Origin of the sequence: Flavobacterium pectinovorum (assembly GCF_022802975.1) — a bacterium.
Lineage (GTDB): Bacteria > Bacteroidota > Bacteroidia > Flavobacteriales > Flavobacteriaceae > Flavobacterium > Flavobacterium pectinovorum_B.
In genome coordinates this window covers 16,580-36,490 of record NZ_JAFEVZ010000004.1, presented here as the reverse complement: position 1 = coordinate 36,490, position 19,911 = coordinate 16,580, and the positions used below count along the sequence as shown (strand labels likewise).

General features: G+C 32.8%; 18 protein-coding genes. 7 read left to right on the top strand and 11 right to left on the bottom strand.

Translation table 11 applies throughout. The features are described from left to right. Nucleotides 1-201 precede the first annotated feature (201 nt). The 3 genes from FLV_RS07140 (at nt 202) to FLV_RS07130 (ending at nt 2,360) form a co-directional block, all read left to right on the top strand. Nucleotides 202-732 (top strand): hypothetical protein, encoded by a 531-nt coding sequence (locus FLV_RS07140; protein WP_243232322.1) that lies wholly within the window; start codon nt 202-204, stop codon nt 730-732. Between the two features lie 373 nt (nt 733-1,105). Further along, the gene (locus FLV_RS07135) at nt 1,106-1,681 is read left to right on the top strand and encodes a biosynthetic peptidoglycan transglycosylase (protein ID WP_243232321.1); all 576 of its coding nucleotides are present in this window, start codon (nt 1,106-1,108) and stop codon (nt 1,679-1,681) included. Further along, a complete protein-coding gene (locus FLV_RS07130; RefSeq protein ID WP_243232320.1) occupies nt 1,674-2,360 on the top strand; it encodes a hypothetical protein in 687 nt (228 codons plus the stop codon). Before FLV_RS07135 ends, FLV_RS07130 begins: the two co-directional genes overlap by 8 nt. 191 nt (nt 2,361-2,551) lie before the next feature. Here the strand turns inward: FLV_RS07130 and FLV_RS07125 are convergent, their stop codons facing one another. Then, nucleotides 2,552-4,033: an AraC family transcriptional regulator gene (locus FLV_RS07125; protein WP_243232318.1), complete on the bottom strand. Its 1,482-nt coding sequence runs from the start codon at nt 4,031-4,033 to the stop codon at nt 2,552-2,554. 484 nt (nt 4,034-4,517) lie between these two features. Here FLV_RS07125 and FLV_RS07120 point away from each other — a divergent pair, with 484 nt between their 5' ends. From FLV_RS07120 to FLV_RS07110, 3 genes are all read left to right on the top strand, one after another. After that, nucleotides 4,518-5,204, top strand: a complete 687-nt coding sequence (locus FLV_RS07120) for a hypothetical protein (protein WP_243232317.1) — start codon at nt 4,518-4,520, stop codon at nt 5,202-5,204. A 142-nt stretch (nt 5,205-5,346) separates the two neighbouring features. Then, on the top strand, nt 5,347-6,222 hold the full coding sequence (locus FLV_RS07115) for a helix-turn-helix domain-containing protein (protein WP_243232316.1): 876 nt from the start codon (nt 5,347-5,349) through the stop codon (nt 6,220-6,222). 59 nt (nt 6,223-6,281) lie between these two features. Then, nucleotides 6,282-6,581, top strand: coding sequence for a hypothetical protein (locus FLV_RS07110; RefSeq protein ID WP_243232315.1), 300 nt, complete (start codon nt 6,282-6,284; stop codon nt 6,579-6,581). Nucleotides 6,582-6,815: 234 nt separating this feature from the next. Here the strand turns inward: FLV_RS07110 and FLV_RS07105 are convergent, their stop codons facing one another. Genes FLV_RS07105 through FLV_RS07095 form a run of 3 tightly spaced genes read right to left on the bottom strand, consistent with a single transcriptional unit; the run spans nt 6,816 to nt 8,179 of the window. Continuing rightward, nucleotides 6,816-7,022, bottom strand: coding sequence for a hypothetical protein (locus tag FLV_RS07105; protein WP_243232314.1), 207 nt, complete (start codon nt 7,020-7,022; stop codon nt 6,816-6,818). A gap of 4 nt (nt 7,023-7,026) precedes the next feature. After that, on the bottom strand, nt 7,027-7,422 hold the full coding sequence (locus FLV_RS07100) for a DUF5675 family protein (RefSeq protein WP_243232313.1): 396 nt from the start codon (nt 7,420-7,422) through the stop codon (nt 7,027-7,029). 1 nt (nt 7,423) lies between these two features. Further along, a complete protein-coding gene (locus FLV_RS07095) occupies nt 7,424-8,179 on the bottom strand; it encodes a hypothetical protein (protein WP_243232311.1) in 756 nt (251 codons plus the stop codon). 367 nt (nt 8,180-8,546) lie between these two features. On the opposite strand from FLV_RS07095, the gene FLV_RS07090 reads away from it, so the two are divergent. Next, nucleotides 8,547-8,696 (top strand): hypothetical protein, encoded by a 150-nt coding sequence (locus FLV_RS07090; RefSeq protein ID WP_262916413.1) that lies wholly within the window; start codon nt 8,547-8,549, stop codon nt 8,694-8,696. A gap of 151 nt (nt 8,697-8,847) precedes the next feature. Here FLV_RS07090 and FLV_RS07085 read toward each other — a convergent pair whose 3' ends face one another. From FLV_RS07085 to FLV_RS07055, 7 genes are all read right to left on the bottom strand, one after another. After that, nucleotides 8,848-9,696: a neutral zinc metallopeptidase gene (locus tag FLV_RS07085; RefSeq protein ID WP_243232300.1), complete on the bottom strand. Its 849-nt coding sequence runs from the start codon at nt 9,694-9,696 to the stop codon at nt 8,848-8,850. 85 nt (nt 9,697-9,781) lie between these two features. Continuing rightward, nucleotides 9,782-13,834 (bottom strand): PAS domain S-box protein, encoded by a 4,053-nt coding sequence (locus tag FLV_RS07080; protein WP_243232297.1) that lies wholly within the window; start codon nt 13,832-13,834, stop codon nt 9,782-9,784. A 37-nt stretch (nt 13,835-13,871) separates the two neighbouring features. Beyond that, nucleotides 13,872-14,663, bottom strand: coding sequence for a hypothetical protein (locus FLV_RS07075; protein ID WP_243232294.1), 792 nt, complete (start codon nt 14,661-14,663; stop codon nt 13,872-13,874). A gap of 120 nt (nt 14,664-14,783) precedes the next feature. Next, on the bottom strand, nt 14,784-16,112 hold the full coding sequence (locus tag FLV_RS07070) for an aldehyde dehydrogenase (protein WP_243232291.1): 1,329 nt from the start codon (nt 16,110-16,112) through the stop codon (nt 14,784-14,786). A gap of 75 nt (nt 16,113-16,187) precedes the next feature. Further along, nucleotides 16,188-16,877, bottom strand: coding sequence for an RluA family pseudouridine synthase (locus tag FLV_RS07065; protein ID WP_243232288.1), 690 nt, complete (start codon nt 16,875-16,877; stop codon nt 16,188-16,190). Between the two features lie 398 nt (nt 16,878-17,275). Continuing rightward, nucleotides 17,276-18,094, bottom strand: coding sequence for a 3-methyl-2-oxobutanoate hydroxymethyltransferase (gene panB / locus FLV_RS07060; protein ID WP_243232285.1), 819 nt, complete (start codon nt 18,092-18,094; stop codon nt 17,276-17,278). Nucleotides 18,095-18,180: 86 nt separating this feature from the next. Next, on the bottom strand, nt 18,181-19,608 hold the full coding sequence (locus tag FLV_RS07055; RefSeq protein WP_243232283.1) for an L-serine ammonia-lyase: 1,428 nt from the start codon (nt 19,606-19,608) through the stop codon (nt 18,181-18,183). Nucleotides 19,609-19,911 lie beyond the last annotated feature (303 nt).

Genomic DNA, 19,911 nt, shown 5'->3' with positions numbered 1-19,911 from the left:
CCAGCTCCCCGAAGTGTTCCATTCTTTATTGAGAAGGAGTAGAGGTAACTAAATATTCTTTGATGCTTTGTAATCTTTTTTGGTTATTTTTGAAGATATATAACACGAAACAAACATTCTTATATACACCCAATTTGGGGTAGATTGGCACTACTTTGTAACGTATATAAAATAAGTTGGCCGAAAGTTTAAACCAAAAATATGGCGAGTAGTTTTATAAAAATTGAAGATATAGGATATTGGGCAAAAGATGGTTTTGTCGAAGCCATGCAACTTTGTTTGATAAATGAAATTGAAATACAAAATCTTGATTCAATAGAATGGATTAATGAATACAAAAATGAGTTAGCATTGGAATCATTACCGATGATTTATGGCGGAATGTCAATGAGGCTTAATGAGTTTATTAAAACAGATGAAAGAAAAGCAATTTTAATTGAATTGATTAATGTGATTATTAAAAAAATAGATGCAATAGATAATTATTTAACTGGTTCTAATCTACATGAGATGAGAAAAAGAGCCATGAAAATACTTTCTGAAACAAACATGTTAGAATTTAAGAATCAAGAAGATTTTGAAACAACGGTTAATGACTCTGGATGGAACATATCTTTAGGAATTAAAGATGTGAAAGACAGATATCAACATTCATTTAAACTTTTGAAAATGCTAGTTAATGGAGAAATGAATTCAACAGCATCATCACCAGAAACTTATTGGAACTACTAAAAAAAAAACTCTCCGAAGTGTTCCATTCTAACGCTACGTAAATGTCTTTGACTTTGCACAATTTTTTTAATGTCATGTAAATTAAAAACAGTTTAAAGTCGGAGACTTTAAACTGTTTTTTACAATTTGGTTTTATTGATTTAGATTGTGTCAAAAAAAAGATAAGAGTAGTCTATGCAACTTCATTACTGAGATTGTAAATAATCAGTATCTACCCAAACACCGGCTATGCGAAATGCATTCCGTTTTTTTTGATAAAACAGTACAAATTAAAAAATTTGGCTATTTTAGCTATTATTTGTGAAGCGACGTAGAGAAGATACTTCGTATAGTCGCAAACGTTGTACGATATATTAACAGAACTCACGTCAAATTGATACTTAGAGAAATAGAATCAGACTTTGTGAAAATAAAACACATTGTAAGTAACGAAAGAGGTAACATTAACAAATATTCTAATTTACCTAACCTAGATAAACTAATAGAATTCTTAATTATTGGAGAAGATAGAAGGTTTTATAGTCATCCTGGGTTTGATATAATAGCTATTACTAGAGCAATAAGAAATAGATTATTTTATTCAAAAAAAGAAGGAGCAAGTACAATTGAGCAACAATTAGTACGAGTTCTTACTGATCAATATAAAAGAACTTTTAAAAGAAAATTAAAAGAAATTATTTTAGCTACTCAATTAAAGAGAATTTTATCTAAAAAAGAAATTGCATTATTATATCTAAAATTAGCATATTATGGAACTGAAAAGCAAGGGCTAGAGATGACATTAGATACCTTTAATTTAAGTTTAAATAGCATACTTAGCGATTATGTATGTGCTTCTATAATATCTCGTTTAAAATATCCTGAACCAAAATCTGAATCACCAAAAAGGAGTATACAAATAAATATAAGAACTAAATATATTATAAAACAACATAACAACAATGGTTAATATTATTGATTATCTTCAAACCTCAAAAGAGTGCGACAAACCTCTTGAACAAATTGAAAAATCTAATTTTTTAAAAGACAATTATTTTGGTTTAAGAGAAAAAGAAAAAAAATCTTTACTCAACTTATTAATCATAAGCAACTTTTGTTACGCATTTAAGAAAAAGCCGATAGTATATGAACAAATAACTCAATACATTGCCGATAGATTTACGCTTCACAAAACTCAGATAGTTTTAGTTGGCAGTGCAAAAACAGGATTTGCTATTGATCCCCAAAATTACGGTAGAGAATTTTCTGAAAAAAGTGATTTAGACTTTGCTATTATTAATAGAGAAGTGTTTGATAAATGTGTCGATGATTACAATTTGTGGAAAATGAAAAACTCAAAAGATGAATATACTGATGCTGATAAAAAAAACTATAAATTTTGGAATGATAACATTAATGAGTTGAAACATAATATCAAGAGAGGATTTATTGATACTTATAAAATTCCTAACTTTCTGGAATTCAAAACAACCCAATCCATTAATAATAGTCTATCATTAATTGTAATAAATCTAAGAAGAATTCACGACATAACAGTTAAAGAAGCATCAGTAAGAGTTTATAAAGATTGGAATACTTTTGAAACTCAACTAAAAATTAATATTGAACACGTATTGAAAAAATTATAAAAGACATCGTATAATAGCTAAAGTTTAGTTGGGGGTGTAGAAATCCTGATCGTGCAGATTTGCAATCTGTTCCAGCAAATAAAGTCAAATAAAAAGAAAAAACATTGTTTTGAATTATATTTAAAACAATAATCTGAATAATACCATTACATTAATTTGATGTATTTAATTAGTCTGAGATTCTAAAAATATTATGAATCAGTCTTTTTTATTTTCTCTATAAAATAGGAGGTAGGCATTCCGGTTCTGGAATAAAAGGCATTGACAAAACGCTGAGTTGTGGTAAAGCCTGCTTCTTCTGCTAAAGCCTTGTTGGTGTAGTTTCGGATTTTTCTGTCAGTTTTTAATAGTGAAATTAAATAATCAACTTTCAAATCATTGATATACTCAACAAAACCCTTTTCACGATAATGATAAATAATTTGAGACAAATACTTCGTATTCGAGTTAAAGGCAGCTGAAAGTTTAACAAGGGTGAGTTCTTTTTCTAAAAATTTTTTATCACGCTCAAATTTTTCCAATTGCTTAAGTACGTTGGCAACAGATTCTATATTAATTCCTAATAGGCTCGGCTTATCCTTTTTTATTTTGTCTTTATTTCCGTTCTGTAATTCAAGCATCAATTCTTGATATTTTTTCTGATAAATCTTTTGATTGCTGTAATGGCGATATATAAGAAATAGCAGGCTTAATAATAGCATTGTGCTGATAATTAATAAAATAGTGTCGTATGTTTTGCGTTTTGAAAGTTGCTCTTTTATATATTTTCTTTCAGTTATTAATTCTTTAGTATCATATTCTTTATGAATTTTACGGATCAAATAGCTGTAGGTTGAAGTAAGCAGCTTATCTGCTTTGAGTAATTGGTTGATAAAATACAATTGCTTTTTTAAATCATTTTTGTTTTTATAATAGTTAATAAGAAGTTCATAAACTTCTCTTTGATCGGTTCGTAAATATCTTTTTTTATTAAAGGTTGCATCTACTTGTAAAAAATAGGGTAATGCTTTTTCGTGCAGATGTAATGCCATATAGCTTTTACCAATATAAAATCGACCTACAGATTCATTTGCAAAATCTTCATTTTGTGCTATTCCGGATAAAGACCGTGAAATTTTTTGTATTGCAAGACTGTAGTTATTTTTAAAATATTGATTGATACCTTCAGAATGAAAAAAATAGCAATCTATTTCTTGATTTTGTAATCTCTTGCCTTCTATTAATCCTAATGTATTGGTTTGAGAACATAAACCATAATTTCCAGTTCTATTGTAACATGCTCCTAGTGAATGGATAGAATTAAGATAAGGTCGTATTTCATCTTCATGCCCCCGACGTTTGTAATAATCCAAACATTGTTTAAACAAGGAAAGTGCTTCATCATAAAATCCTAAATAATATTTGATCTGAGCAATTTGATATTTTACTTTATAGATGAGGTATTGGTTTTTTGTTTTCGATATGTAGTTATTTGCTAAGATATAGTAATCTAAAGCATTATGGTGGTTTTTAAATACATAATAAAGCATACCTTTTGATAAGTACGCAGAACCTATTAAAGCATTGTCATGACTTTTTTTTGAAGTATAAATCATAGAATCTGCATATACAATTCGCAATTTATCAGGAGATTGATGTAGTATGTTTTGATAGGCATTAACAAGTTCATTCAAATTTTTTTCATGTTTAGCTTTATCAAGATAAGTGTACAAATAAATTGCCGCTTTAGAACTGTCTTTTCTAAAATGATAAATTCTGTCATCTAAATAATCATAATCTTTATTTTTTAAGGAATCGGGAACTGTTTGCGAATGATGCTGTGCAGATAGGGGAAAAGATACCCACAATAAAAGCAGGAGTAAGTAATTTAGATTCATAGGGCGTTGAAGATTGTGGCGTAGATGCTATATTCAAATGTAATCAAATCTTAGTATTATGAGTAAATTTTTACAAAAAAAAGAGTATGGATTTCCGTGAAATCAATATAGTAAATACGGAAAACAAGAACACTTACAGTTGCGGGAAATAGTGTTAAAAAATAGATTTGCGTTGAATTCAAAGCAAAAGAAGTTAAGCATAGTGCGAAACAAAAGTTCTGCTAACCTGGGTGAAATGAACTGAGAAGAAATTCTCATTGACATTCAAATCACATTAATCATGAAAAAAAACATATTATGTACTATTGTTTACTTATTGTGTATAGTCTCTTGTACTACAGATACTGTAATTCAAAATTCAGACGCTAAAAGTCGGAAAGAAAATAGCGATTTTGTTGTACAAAATGGTAGGAATATATCTGATACACAGGCAAAAAAATATTATGAAATCATTAATTCATATAGAAACAAAGATGGTTTTCCTGAAACAGTAGAAGAATTAACATTACAAATTAAAGCTATAGAAGCTATCATTCAAAAGCAGTTGGTAAATGATAATGTACGGGCTGTAAATACAATAGTTCCAGATATATTAAAAGATCCAAAAGGAAATTTAGAGCAAATGATACAGAAACAGAATATTAGTTTTGCTGTGCAGGAGAGCCTGCTGGAATTAACAAGTCTTTTATTGGAAACATCGGCTGATAAACAAACAAATTTCTCTAACGATATAAGTACTTATGAATTGGAAGTGATTCAAAATGAGATATTAAATGAAGAAGATAAAAAAGTGGTATTATCTCTTGTCTCTATCTCGCAACTTCTGGTGAGTAAAGAATCAGGACGTAAGGACAGGGATTGGGAAAAAGCAATGACAAATAAAAAGAAACAAGCATTTGTACAGCAAAGAGAAGTTTCTATTGTAACGTTTATTGTACTGATAAATAACCTGATTTCTTTGCGTTAGATTTTAACAGGTTTTATAAAAAAAAACTATTTCAGCCTTCAGGATTATAGCTTTAATAATAGTAAAATTGAGGGCTGACTTTAGCATCTTTCTACATAGCCTAACTAGGTTTGAAATATTTTCAGATATTAATTTCTAATCAATGATACAAGATTTTATTAATAGAGAAGATAAAGAAGCTTCATCTTTTGGTTTTGATATCAATCAGATCAGGAAGTATAAAATAAATACGCTGGACACGTCTTTTGTAACGCATAGATTTTCAATTTTACTGATAAAATCAGGTAATTTTAAAATAGAGGTTCAGGAAATAATTTTAAATCTAATAGCAAGTGACATAATAATGATTCCCGAAAACTCGATTTGCGTTCAGATGGGAAGTAGTAGAAAGTTAGAAATATTTATAATTTCTTTCACTTCCAATTTTGCCTTTAAAAATTTTATTAAAAAGGAAATTATTGGATTATTATATCTTTTCATGAAAAGAAATATGCACAAGATTTCACTTAATGAAACAGATTTCTTAGTCCTGTCACTTATGAGCAGGCTTATCTGTATCTTAAAAAATGAAAGTGAGAATAATGGAATTAAAAGTGGATTGATGAAAGTAGGAGTTGATTTCTTTTTTTATGAACTGGCAATCGTATGTAGTAAATATGAGAATGAGAATAATTTAGGTTTTTCTAATAGAGATAGTTTAATACTACATTTCCTGTTGCTGTTATCAAATAAGGGAATAAAAGAGCATACGGTTAATTTTTATGCTGAATCTTTATGTGTTACTCCGGGTTATCTTAATAAAATTGTCAAACAAAAAACAGGCAGGACAATAAAAGCATTAATAGCAGAAATAATAATTGTAGAAGCTAAAAAAATGCTTAGAGAGAATGAGGTATCAATAACAGGCATCTCACAAAAGCTGCAGTTTAGTAATATCTCCGCCTTTTGTACTTTTTTTAAAAAACATATGGCAATTTCTCCTTCGGAATATCGATCGGATAGAATTTCTCCAAAATAAATAATTTCAAATAACAACTTTAACTAAAACGAATAAGTTTTCAAATAGTAAATTGCAAAATGAATTACAGTAAACACTTATCAGGATTTTTTGAAAAAATTTCAGATGATAAAACATTAAATCCAACACATATTAGCCTATACATGGTATTATTCCAATTTTGGAATTCTAATCTTTTTAAAAATCCCATAAGTATTTCTCGTGATGAGGTAATGCGGATTAGTAAAATAGGATCAAGGGCAACTTATCATAAATGTCTGAAAAATTTGCACAGTTTAGGATACATTAACTACGAGCCATCTTTCAATTCATTTAAAGGGAGTCAGGTGCATATTGTTTCTTTAACTGCAAAAAAGTGATTTAAAAAAGCCCATTCCATTTGGAATGGGCTTTTACATTCAACTGGTTTAAACTATTTTCTGTACTTCTTTGTAAAAATTCGAAATATAAAAGATAAAGTAAAACTAACTACTGCACCAATGATGGCTAATAAAACAGTTTTAAAGACATCTTCTGAATTTAAATTAGGAAGAATACTTAAAAATGTACCACTAGCTGTTGTGGATAAAGTGGAGTTGCTGACTGTCATTTTGTTACTCATTAACAGTAGTTATTTGACTCACGGCAGATAAAATACCGCCAGCAACAATCAGGTAGCCACCAATAGAAATTACACCCAATGGCAGTGTAATTGGAGCACTGATAATGGTGCCTCCAATGGTAGCAATTGACAAACCGACTGTACGTAATGTTTTGAAAAATTTCGAGGTAGGAGCTTTTGCTCTTTTTACTATATTCATAATTTTAAGATTGTATAATTAATAATACATTTTGATTTTGATTCAAAATGGGATAAACTAAATTCTTCAGCCTAATAAAGGCTTCTCTTGACATATGCCCTATGCCGGATCCCGATAGTTTTGTTACCGGAGCAATACAGCCTTGCAGTTCTCGAAGGGCATAATTGGCTGGATGGAATAGAATTAAACTTCGGTTCGAAACCTGCATCACTTCTAAATGCCATCCAAATTTTTTGCTGTATCGTTTCTGGATAAAATATTCTCCCTCAGGAATGCAGGAAACTTTTAGTTTATTATCTTTCCATGGCAATTCAATTGTATTGCAAATCAATTTACCATTGCATTCCAGTTTACCATTTGTTCCTTTGGGAAAATAAGTTCTTGATAATATCAAAACCATTTTATAACCCGCTTACTTGAACCAACGCTAACGGATTACTGGCTCCATTTTTTAAAGAATAATTTTGCCCGTTAATTTGTTGGAAAAAGACAATACCTAAAGCCAAAAACAAGGGTTTTGTACTGGCAGCTGTTACTGGATTGATTTGATTAATAGCTGCAGTCTCTACTGAATCCCAAGGTAAAATAGCTGTTTCTGAGTTATTACCAACGAAAGTTTCGTTTTCAAAATCAATTTCTGCTCCTGCTGAGATAATTTGATAATGCGTTGTACCGCTTGGAGCCGCTATCATATTGATTGGAATAAATGGATTTAAACTAATAGTTAATTCACCTGAAACACGATTTATGGTCGCAGTAAAAGGGGCAAATAAAATAGTACCTAATTTTCCTTGTGTATTAAACTCAAATCCCGAAAGTAATTCAGCTTCTCCATCAATAACATTTCGAAGTCCTCTAACACTGGTTACATCTGCTTGAATAACTTTTATAAATTGTGTCGTAAGTCTGCTGACCATCTTACTGTCTGATGAGTTTATTAATACAGATCGTAACGCCATCCTTAAAATTTTACCTGCTTTACCTGCACGACCAAATTCAGAGCCATTTTCACGGGTTCTTTGAAAAGCAGGGTCTGTTGCTATTCTACTGGCATCAATTCCTCCTTTTTCTCTGGCGATATAACCGTCCTTTGACTTATAGAAAGTGATATCTCCTATAGTACCTTTCAATTTAATTATGCCTTTTTGTTTTGCCATAATATTTAATTTTTAAATGTTAAAACTTAATTCATTATCCAAATACATCTCGAATCGTTGCAACTAAATCTCCAATGATTTTGACAAAGATTCAGTTATATAATTCAGATTTCAAACGGATGTATTTAAAAACCAAACAAAAACATATATAATCGTATATTTTAATATGTAAGATTAATCTTTAATAATTTTAATTTTGTAGAAAGAAATCAAAATCTAGCTAATAAATGCTTTGCATATAGATACTGTATGGATAAAGCATGGATAAAGCATGGTGAGTGCGTAAAATGTATGAAAATATAATAGTAAAAAAGTGATAACAAAAGGTACAAGGGTATGTATATATCCTAAAGATGTACAATGCATTATGGGAAAAGAATATGCGCAGGCAAGATTGTATTTGTTGAAGATTAAAAAACATCTTAACAAAGAAGATCATCAACTAATTTCAATTCAGGAATTTTGCGAATATACTGGTCTTAAAATAGAAGATGTAGTGCGTTGTATAATTGGATAAAATAAACAGCTTAAAGGCTGTGAAATTTCCAGTGCCATTAATAACTAGTTCATATAATAGCAAGGATAGTTGGATCCATTGTTGTTAGATATAAAAAAAGCATGACTGTTTAAAGTCATGCTTTACTGGTTAATTATGGTTGGTTTCAATATTATCGTATTTCGTCAAATGTATTGCCCTGACGGATATCGCCACTGTTAAATCCTTTTTTAAACCAGTACATTCGTTGTTCAGAAGTACCATGGGTAAAAGAATCCGGCACTACATGTCCCTGCATTTTGCTTTGTATGGCATCATCCCCAACAGCATGGGCTGCACTTAAGGCCTCCTCAATGTCTCCGGCATCAAGATGTTCTTTATTATAATGAGCCCACACACCGGCATAAAAATCCGCTTGTAGTTCCAAGGCAACAGATAGTTTATTGGCTTCGGCTTCACTTTTCCCTTCCTGGGCTTCACGCATTTTAGCCGAGGTACCCATTAGGGTTTGTACATGATGGCCTATTTCGTGGGCAATAACATAAGCAACGGCAAAATCACCGCCTTTAGCACCAAACTTGGTTTTAAGCTCCTCAAAAAAATCAAGATCCATGTACACTTTTTGGTCACCCGGGCAATAAAAAGGACCGGATGCCGAGGAAGCCCCGCCACAGGCTGTTTGTACAGCCCCTCGAAACAGTACTAATTTTGGGTTTTGATACGACATGCCGTTCTCAGCAAAGAGTTTTCCCCAGATATCCTCATTGTCTGCCAGGAGAACCTTAACAAAACGCCCCATTTTTTCATCTTCGGCACTCAGGGGGGGAGCGTTTTCTGTTTGAGGCTGTCCGCCTTGCAGCTGCTCCAGTATAGGGGTAATGAGCCGGGCATTTTCTCCTCCAAAAACATTGACCAGTAAAATAATAATCCCGATAATACCGCCGCCAACAATGGCTTTGCCGCCCGGTACAGAACGTCGGTCTTCAACATTATCACTTTCTCTTCTGCCTAACCATTTCATAAGCTGATGTATTTAAGTTAATTGGAGATTTGCTGAACACGAATTTATATTTTTTTTTAAACAAATCACGAATAAAAGTAAGGAATTATTTCAGCCATTTTATCAGGTTCTCTTCAACAGAACCTTTCATGATCGGTTTCGGGATATAATCGTTCATTCCGGAAGCGATGCATTTATTGCGTTCTTCCTTTTCTGTACCTGCCGTCACGGCAATAATCGGAATCAGTTTTCCTTTTGCAGAATTTCGTATCGCCGCTGTAGTTTCATATCCATTCATAATAGGCATTTGAATGTCCATAAAAATAAGGTCAGGGGTAATTTTTTCAAATACTTTTAAGGCTTCATAACCATTTTTGCACTCAAGGATCGAAGCATTGCAGTAGAGGTTTTTGATAATGGTTTTTAAAAGCAGCATGTTTACTTTGTTGTCTTCAACAATCATAAAAGTAAATTTGGTGGCATTAGGAGTATTAGATATTTGAGCAGCTTTAGTGTTAAACGTATTGAAATCAGTTTTGTACCTTTCGCTGGTATTTTGATCACTGGTTTTAAGGGCCAGATCAAAATAAAAAGTGCTTCCTTCGTTTATTTTGCTTTTAAGCTGCAAACGGCTTTCCATCAGGGCAAGCAATTGGTTAGAGATGGTAAGCCCCAAACCGGTTCCCCCAAATTTTCGGGTCGTAGAGCTGTCCTCTTGTGAAAACGCGTTAAAGATTTTCTTTTTGTTTTGTTTTAAAATACCGATACCGGTATCAATTACAGAAAAGCGCAAGATGCAGATAGCGTCTTCTTTTTTCTCTAAAACAGAAACATGCACACTTATAGAACCCTTATCCGTAAATTTTACCGCATTAGACAATAAGTTAATTAAAATTTGCTTCAGCCTTACAATATCTGTCCAGATGTATTGAGGTACGTCAGGAGCTATATGGAGTTCAAGCTGCAGCTTTTTTAAATTAGACTCATAGACAATCAGGTCAAATACCTGGCCAACGATTTTATTGATATCGTACAAGTCAATAAACAAGTCTAATTTTCCTGCTTCAATTTTAGAAAAATCAAGAATGTCATTGATAATTTCCAATAAAGAATGTGCCGACTGGTTAATCGTAGTCATGTATTTTTCCTGAATTTCTTCAAGGTCAGTTTTCATCAGCAAATCGGTAAAACCAATAATACCGTTAAGTGGCGTTCGGATCTCATGCGACATATTGGCTAAAAAATCAGACTTTGATTTATTCGCAGCCTCGGCAAGTTGTTTTGCTTTTATAGCATCTTCAGTTTGCTTTTTATTGGTAATATCAAAATAGATGCCGCCAACAAATTCAATCTCGTCTCCCTTTTTAATAACATCCCCAAATTCTTCAATCCAGATATACTCACCCGTTTTTCGTTTAATTCTGTAAGTATTGTGCAGGGCTTTTCCCTTTTGTAAATTTTCAATTTGATTCTCAAGAACTTCTTCCTTGTCATCAGGATGAATGAGGGACAAAAAAGAAAGGTGGGTCTCAAGAAATTCGGATTTTGAATAGCCGGTAAGATTAAAAATTTGATCATTCAGGAATATTTTGGTAGAAAAAGCATCAAATTTAGAAAGATAAACCGTACCGGGAATATTATCGGCAATTAATTTAAATTTCTCCTCGCTTTCGATAATTTTAGTTTGGTTACGGTTTCTTTCCAAAGCAGATGAAATGTTATTGGCAAGGGTTTGAAAAATGTAAATTTCTTCTTCAGACCATTTGTGTTCCTTAAGGCAGTCGTCAAAACCAATAAATCCGCTAAAAACATCGTGCACATACAAAGGCAGGATTAATATCGATTTAATGTTGTGGGTAAGAAGTAAATTTTTAAAAAAGCTGTCGTCTTCTAGCTGTCGGGTAAGTGTATTTAGGATTTTCTTGTTTTGTGCCTTTTCAATTATTTCTTTCAGATCGGTTTCTGTAAAGTTTTGAAGAATAATGTTTTCATCAGCGTTTTTTTCTCTGGACCATTTATACTTTTGGCTGATGGTATTGGTGTCAAAATCTTTTTCGTAATAATAGATATGGTCTGCATTGGCGACTTTCCCAATAATATTATAGGTCTCCTGAAACATTTCCTCAGTAGTCTTACTCAATAAAAATTTCTCGGTACAAAGAGCTAAAGCAGATAATAATTGACTTTTAAATTCGAGCTTTCGTTCTGCTTTCAAACGCATTTGTGATGAAAGGGCAAGCGAGATAACATCTGCGATTGTTCGGGCATAATTAATATCTTCATTATCCCAGTGCCTTTTTTTATCAGTACTCTCAAAACAGACTACCCCTGCCAGTTTACCATTAAAAAAAATAGGCACATCAAGCATTGACAGGATTCGGTTTTTGATAAAGTAGTCTTTTTGAAACTCTGAGGTTTCCAGTTTGTTAAATACATCACTGGCGTTTATGACCGTCTTGTTATGTAAGGTTTCAAAATAAATAGGAAAGGAGGCTTTGTCAAGGATGTTTTTATAATACAAATCAGATTGGTCTTCGCTGTAAAGGTTTTTGCAGATAATAGTATCATTAAAATATTTCCAGAAACTGATTCTGTTTGCTTTTGAAACAGCCGCCTCTTTAATGATAAAATCAATTACGCTGTTTAGGCTTCTGTAATGGCTAAAATCGGTTGTCGATAATTTTTTGGTAGAATTGGTATAAGATTCAATTTTTTCAAGCCTGATTCTTTTTTCGTTCTCATTGTTTTTTAGTTCGGTAATGTCCCTGGCAATACCTGCAAAACCTATAGTTTGCCCTAAATCGTTTTTACGGATAATCACCTTTTGGGAAATCCATATAGCATCGCCTTTTCTCTTTAAAATTGGAAATTCAATAGTGTCGTGATTAAAATCCTTTTCTTCAAGGTTTTTATAAAAATCGGCAACTTTTTTCCGATAATCAGGGTGAATAAAGTTAGCATAGTTTTGCGTGATGACTTCATTTTCATTGTATTCTAAAACAGAAAAAGCAAATTCATTGATAAACGTAAAATTGCCTTCGGTGTCAATTTCAAAAATAATGTCGGCCGCAGTCTGGATTAGGTTTTTATACTGGTCTGTTATTTTAATTTGCTCTGTAATATCCTGTCCGATTCCAATGAACAAATCCTCAGAAAAACGTTTGTCTTTCCATTGTATATATTTGTATTCGCCATTTTTACATTTTAGCTTTCGGGTGTACAAAATATTATCCTGATAGCTGTCTAAAAACCGGTCACCAATAAAATCAGAATCTTCAGTAAGGTTCCAAAAACCAAGTCCCATAACTTCATCGGTGGTATAGCCCAGTATCTCTGTGATGGATTCACTGCAAAAAATAAGTTCGCCTTTTTTATTGGAGGCAACCGTAAGGGAACTTCCTTTATGTACAATTTCATTGGTAAACCTGAAACTGTCACGCGTGTTTAAAAAAATAGCATATTTTACCTGATTAATAACAAAAATAACCAGACAAAAGGTAATAAGTAAAACGGAGGATTTTGTCGGAATAAAATCAAAAGCCAGCGTGATGATGTGAAAAATAAATGCTCCGGCAACAAAGGACCAATAAATTTTTATAGGCCTCAGAACACTGTAGGAAAAATAAAAGGTAATTAAAAAGGAAATAACAGGAACAATATCATTAGGATGAATGATGATGTTGCGGGCAATGTAGACTATAAATAATAAAAATAGTGAAATAAAAACGACAGAAATTTTATTTCTTAAATAGGAAACTCTAAGCGTTAAAAAGTAAAATAAGAGTATTGAAAAACCAATGGACAAATTAAGATATAAAAGACTTTGGGGTCTTATTTTGAAAATTTCATTAATGATTTCAATTACAATAATAGAAATTGCAAAGAACAAAAGATGGAGTTGGTACTCTTTGGGTGAAATTTCTTTTTCTTTGTTTTTTTCTATAAAAGAGCCAATTTTGGTTTTGATTTTAGAAAACTGATGTAGAAATAATCCAATAAAGAGACACAGGCATAAGCCCAGTACAATTAATTTTGGACTGTTGTAAAAAATAAGATTGGATTTAAAAACAAAACAATTGACCCGGAACGATTTAAGGGCACTGCCAAAAATGGTAAGCCCTGAAACCGAAAAATTAAAAAAACTACAGTTGAATACCATAGAATTTGGGTATTGATTTTGTTTAAAAAGAGCTTATTTATTCCGGATCCGACTGGCCAATTGAATCAATTGAATCTGGATTTTCAATTTCAAAAATAGCACTGTATATAGCATATTTTACAGAATAAGTAATTGGAATTGTAAATACGACACCTATACAGCAGCCAATAAAACCAATAACAGAACCAATGCCTGCAACTATAAATAAAAGGGCTATAACAAGAGGTTGTTTGCTGACAATAGTGATACTTGATTTTATAGCAGCTGTACTGTTTAAATTTCCAAAAACAATAAGCGGAACAGTCAGGGATGTAAACAATGAAATAAGCACCGCAAACAGGGTATCAATAACAGTAATTCCAATGAAATTGAAAACCACAGTAATAAGTCCGCTGATTAAGCCAATCAATAAGGAGGTAATAAAAAGGCGTGAAAAATATGGAGCTTTGTAATAAGTAAAAACAGTCGAAAAATTAAAGGCTTCGTCTTTGTCCGCACTGTCTGCCATTTTTAAAAAACCTGCTGTAAAAGGAGTTATAAAGGCGGTTACAAACGTTATTACAAGTGTGTAAATCAGTAAAGTAGCCCCGTCCGGTTGTTTGTTCTGTAAACTTTCAAAAAATTGTTTATTGAAGTGTTCAGCTCCATATAAAGAAATTAATATTCCGCCGCCAAGGAAAAAACAAAGTATGGAAATGACCAATAAAATAAGCCCTGCATAAAGGGCTATCTTTTTATAATTTTCAAAAGCGTGATTAAAAACATCAGAAAAATCTAAGGAATAACCGTTTGTTTTGATGTCTTCAATTTGATTAAGTATCGACTTCATATTTAGTAGAAATGTTTTATACTTTTAATGTTTAAGTTAACTATTCAAACGTAAATATAGTATTTTTAATCAATTTCATTTCATAATAAAGTAAATTGTAAGAAGATCAGTTTAGTTTGCTTACAGCCAGTCTAATACTCTTTTAATGGCGTTTAGCTTATCTTTGTAAGGAGCATAACGCATAGGGAGATCGAGCCAGTTGGCTTTTTTTACAACAGACTTATGGTGTGAAAAAACAGCAAAACTCAATTTTCCGTGATAAGCCCCCATTCCGCTATGGCCTACACCTCCAAAAGGCAGTCGCTTATTCGAAAAATGAGAAATGGTATCGTTGATGCAGCCACCTCCAAAAGAGTAACGTGAAATCATTTTTTTAGCAAAAGAATCATTGTCACTGAAAACATAAAAGGCCAGTGGTTTTTCATATTTACGGATAACAGCATCAATATCATGTTCAGATTCATAAACCAGAATAGGTAAAAGAGGTCCAAAAATCTCTTCATTCATTACCGGACTTTCTAATTCAGGCTCATCAAGAAGTGTAGGAGCAATGTAAAAATCAGTTGAATCGGATTCTCCTCCAAAAATCACTTTTTCGGGAGCAATCATGCCTGTTAAGCGCACCCAGTTTTTGCTATTGATAATACGGGCATAGTCTGGAGAATCTTTTGGTTTTTTACCATAAGCCTGAATGATTTCGTCAATCAGAAAAGTGATAAAATTGATTTTCATGTTTTTTTGAACCAAAATATAATCCGGAGCTATACAGGTTTGTCCGGCATTGATAAATTTTCCCCAGACAATACGTTTTGCAGCCAGTTTTAAATTGGCGGTTTCGTCAATAATACACGGATTTTTACCACCCAGTTCTAAAGTAACAGGCGTGAGGTGTTCTGCAGCCGCCTTGGCTACAATTTTGCCAACCGGAACGCTTCCGGTAAAGAAAATATAGTCCCAGCGTTTTGCCAGTAACTTATCAGAGACTTCAATACCGCCCTGAACAACCTCCACATGATTAATGTGAAACGATTTTTCAATTATTTTGGCAATAATGGCAGACGTATTCGGGGTGAGTTCTGACGGTTTTAAAACCACTTTATTTCCGGCAGCAACGGCAGAGATTAAAGGACATAAAGCCAGTTGAAAAGGATAATTCCAGGGAGCAATTACCAAAACGTCTCCGTAGGGTTCTTTATAAATATAATCGGTAGAAGGAAAATTTAAAAGAGAAGGAAAAACACGTTCCCGTTTTGCCCACTTATCAATATTTTTGATTGTGTTTTTTAGTTCTGAAATAACATAATTAGTTTCTGTTAAAACAGCTTCAAATTCAGGTTTTTTAAAGTCATCAAATAAGGCTTTTACAATTAAGTCCTCACTTTTCTGAATATTAAAAAGTAATTTTTTTAGCGTTTCTTTTCGATACTTTATATCATTTTTATAGTCCATTTTTACAGCAGCTTACATTTTTGACTATGCAATTTACTTGTTATAAATTGAAAATTTAACAATTAAATCATAAAATCATAGTGCATTCCAAATGGTTTCATCTGGTGTTGGAGCTGTTACAATAATGTTTTCTTTGGAAACAGGGTGAATAAAAACTAATTTTCGGGCATGCAGATGAATACCTCCGTCGGGATTGCTTCGGTCAGCCCCATATTTCAAATCTCCTTTTATCGGAGAACCAATTGCCGATAACTGCGCCCGAATTTGATGATGGCGGCCTGTATGCAAATTGATTTCCAAAGCCACATAATTTTGAAGTTCTTTAAAAACAGTATAATCTAAACTGGCAATTTTGCTGTCCGGAACTTCTTTTAGATGTGCTTTTGAAGTATTGTTTTTTTCGTTCCTTTTTAAATAATGAACCAATTTGGCAGTAGCTTCCTGAGGTTTATTCTTGACAACTGCCCAATACGTTTTTTTAGTTTCACGATTACTGAATAATTCATTCATTCGTGACAAGGCTTTACTGGTTCTGGCAAAAACAACGATTCCGGTAGTAGGTCGATCCAGACGATGAATTACTCCCAAAAAAACATCCCCGGGTTTATTGTATTTGTCTTTAATGTATTCTTTTACAATCTCAGACAAAGGCTTATCTCCGGTTTTATCACCTTGTACAATATCGCCAACGCGTTTATTGACCACTATGATATGGTTGTCTTCATGTAGAATTTGTAAATTTTCTTTATTAGAAACTATTTTCATTTTAGGCGTATGGGGAATTTGAGAATTTAGATTGAAATTGAAATAAGTTTGGATAAAGCCCTTTAACAAGCTTAAAATTGAATCTCCAGCTTTAGCTCAATGTCATTAAGTTAAGGATAAAATGATAAAATGATTGCTGATTTTTGATTAACGATTTTTGATTTCAGATGTAAAAACCTTCTAAAATTAACAACCTAATATTTAGCGAAACCAAATCTGAAATCAAAAATCGTTAATCCTCAATCTAAAATCTCTTAACGTAATGACATTGAGCTTTAGCTGGAGGCAATTATTTTTTGTAAATTTTTAAAAGAACCTTTGCTGCTTTGAACCTTTGCTCCTAAAAAAAAAAACTTAGAATCTCAGTAACTTAGAACCTTAGCGTCTTTTAAAAAACATTAATATTGTTCCTTGTCATTAGGAAAATCACTCGATTTTACATCCGTCACATATTGTCCAATTGCAGAAGTCATTTCCTGATAAAGATTTAAATAACGGCGTAAAAAACGCGGACTGAATTCATTATTCATTCCAAGCATATCATGAATAACCAAAACCTGTCCGTCAACACCGCCTCCGGCTCCGATTCCGATAACAGGAATTGAAATGCTTTTAGCTACTTTTTCGGCTAAATCTGCGGGTATTTTTTCAAGTACCACGGCAAAACAGCCTACTTTTTCAAGCATTTTAGCATCTTCGATTAACTTTTCAGCTTCCTCATCTTCTTTGGCACGAACGGTGTAAGTTCCAAATTTATAGATAGATTGCGGTGTTAAACCCAAATGTCCCATAACCGGGATTCCTGCGTTTAATATTTTTTTGATAGATTCTTTAATTTCTTTTCCGCCTTCAAGCTTCACCGCATGTCCGCCGCTTTCTTTCATAATTCTGATGGCAGAACGCAAAGCCTCTTTTGGGTCAGACTGGTAACTTCCAAAAGGCAAATCAACTACTACCAAACCTCTTTCCACTGCTCTTACTACAGAGGAAGCATGGTAAATCATTTGATCTAAAGTAATAGGTAACGTTGTTTCATGACCGGCCATTACATTGGAAGCAGAATCTCCTACTAAAATTACATCGACTCCGGCTGTATCAACAATTTTTGCCATCGTATAATCATAAGCCGTTAGCATAGAGATTTTTTCTCCATGACTTTTCATTTCGATTAACGACTTTGTAGTGATTCTTTTATAATCTTTTTTTGCTACTGACATTGATACTTTTTTTAGTTTTTTTGAATGGTTTTAAAGTTGATTTTCTTTAAAACAAATTTTTTTCTGCAAAATTAAGCAATATTATACTAACAATCGGCCATATTTACCGCAATTGCCAAACCGCCTTCAGATGTTTCTTTGTATTTTGAATTCATATCTTTTGCCGTCTGCCACATCGTATTGATAACTTTGTCTAACGGAACTTTAGCATTTTTAGAATCGGTCTCAAGAGCAAGCTCGGCAGCGTTTATGGCTTTTATGGCGCCCATTGTATTTCTTTCAATACACGGAATCTGAACTAAACCTCCAATGGGATCACAGGTTAACCCTAAGTGATGTTCCATAGCAATTTCGGCAGCCATTAAAACCTGAGCAGGAGATCCGCCCATTAATTCGCAAAGTGCCGCTGCAGCCATCGACGACGAAACACCAATCTCAGCCTGACAGCCCCCCATTGCGGCAGAAATTGTAGATCCTTTCTTGAAAATGCTTCCAATTTCTCCGGCAACCATCAAAAATTGTTTGATTTCTTTTTCGCCTGCATCATGATTTTCAATAACCAAATAATACATTAAAACGGCCGGAATTACACCTGCACTGCCGTTTGTTGGTGCAGTAACGACACGTCCTAATGAGGCGTTTACCTCATTTACGGCAAGTGCAAAACAGCTTACCCATTTTAAGATCTGACGAAATTTAACCTCAGTTTTTCTAATTTCTTCCAACCACGATTGTGGGTCATGATAATTAGATAAGCCAATTAAATTTTGATGCATATCAAAAGCTCTTCGGCGAACATTGAGTCCTCCCGGTAAAATCCCTTCAGAATGGCAGCCAATATACATGCACTCAAGCATAGTATGCCAGATACGCATTAACTCCGAATGAATTTCGGCTTCAGGGCGCATCGATTTTTCGTTCTCATAAACAATTTCTGAAATCGATTTGTTTTCTGAAATGGTATAATTTAATAGTTCAACAGCATTTTGAACCGGAAATGGAAAAGCACATTTTATGACAATATTATTTTTGGCATTCGTTCGCTCTTCTTTCACAACAAAACCGCCTCCGATAGAATAAAAAGTAGATTCGTATTCAGAATTATCGGTTTTGTAAGCCGTAAATTTTAATCCGTTGGCATGAAAGGGGAGGAAGTCTTTGTTGAAAACAATGTCCTGAAGAAAATAAAACGGAATCGTAATCTGATTGCCTAAAACTACTTCATTTTGGGTTTCAATCGTTTTGATAATTCCCGAAATATTTTCAATCGGTATGTATTCAGGATCCTGACCGCTCAGGCCCAGCATAACGGCCAAGTCAGTGGCGTGGCCTTTACCTGTTAACGAAAGTGATCCGTACAGGTCTACTTTAACTCTGGTTATCTGCTCTAAAATAGACTGGTCTCTCAGTTCTTTTAAAAAACGTTCAGCCGCCCTCCAGGGTCCCAGCGTATGAGAACTCGATGGACCAACACCAATTTTAAGCATATCAAAAACAGAGATACATTCTTCCATTGTTCAATTTTTTATTTAAACAAAGATAATTGAAAATGCAAAGAAGTTTTGTTTCTATTTGTTAATATTGCGGTTTTGTTAAAAAATATATTAAATAATAATAATTCGTCAAGGAAATAAAATTAATTACTTAATATAGGACTTTAATAAAAAGTTCGGCCTTTTTTTAGGTATTTTTGTAAAGAGACTATTTTCAAAAAACGAAACTTTTTTCAGTTTTTTAATAATTGAAATAAATGGCAATTTTGAGTATTTGATTTGAATTCTGAAAAAAGTTTTTGAAGAAATTAATGAAAATATCCA

Coding starts and splice junctions, on each gene's coding strand:
- FLV_RS07130 (WP_243232320.1), top strand. CDS start 1,674: ATGGTTAATATTATTGATTATCTTCAAACCTCAAAAGAGTGCGACAAA.
- FLV_RS07085 (WP_243232300.1), bottom strand. CDS start 9,696: ATGAAATGGTTAGGCAGAAGAGAAAGTGATAATGTTGAAGACCGACGT.
- FLV_RS07065 (WP_243232288.1), bottom strand. CDS start 16,877: ATGAAAATAGTTTCTAATAAAGAAAATTTACAAATTCTACATGAAGAC.
- FLV_RS07095 (WP_243232311.1), bottom strand. CDS start 8,179: ATGGCAAAACAAAAAGGCATAATTAAATTGAAAGGTACTATAGGAGAT.
- FLV_RS07070 (WP_243232291.1), bottom strand. CDS start 16,112: ATGGACTATAAAAATGATATAAAGTATCGAAAAGAAACGCTAAAAAAA.
- FLV_RS07120 (WP_243232317.1), top strand. CDS start 4,518: ATGAAAAAAAACATATTATGTACTATTGTTTACTTATTGTGTATAGTC.
- FLV_RS07055 (WP_243232283.1), bottom strand. CDS start 19,608: ATGGAAGAATGTATCTCTGTTTTTGATATGCTTAAAATTGGTGTTGGT.
- FLV_RS07105 (WP_243232314.1), bottom strand. CDS start 7,022: ATGAATATAGTAAAAAGAGCAAAAGCTCCTACCTCGAAATTTTTCAAA.
- FLV_RS07110 (WP_243232315.1), top strand. CDS start 6,282: ATGAATTACAGTAAACACTTATCAGGATTTTTTGAAAAAATTTCAGAT.
- FLV_RS07080 (WP_243232297.1), bottom strand. CDS start 13,834: ATGGTATTCAACTGTAGTTTTTTTAATTTTTCGGTTTCAGGGCTTACC.
- panB (WP_243232285.1), bottom strand. CDS start 18,094: ATGTCAGTAGCAAAAAAAGATTATAAAAGAATCACTACAAAGTCGTTA.
- FLV_RS07090 (WP_262916413.1), top strand. CDS start 8,547: ATGGGAAAAGAATATGCGCAGGCAAGATTGTATTTGTTGAAGATTAAA.
- FLV_RS07075 (WP_243232294.1), bottom strand. CDS start 14,663: ATGAAGTCGATACTTAATCAAATTGAAGACATCAAAACAAACGGTTAT.
- FLV_RS07115 (WP_243232316.1), top strand. CDS start 5,347: ATGATACAAGATTTTATTAATAGAGAAGATAAAGAAGCTTCATCTTTT.
- FLV_RS07140 (WP_243232322.1), top strand. CDS start 202: ATGGCGAGTAGTTTTATAAAAATTGAAGATATAGGATATTGGGCAAAA.
- FLV_RS07100 (WP_243232313.1), bottom strand. CDS start 7,422: ATGGTTTTGATATTATCAAGAACTTATTTTCCCAAAGGAACAAATGGT.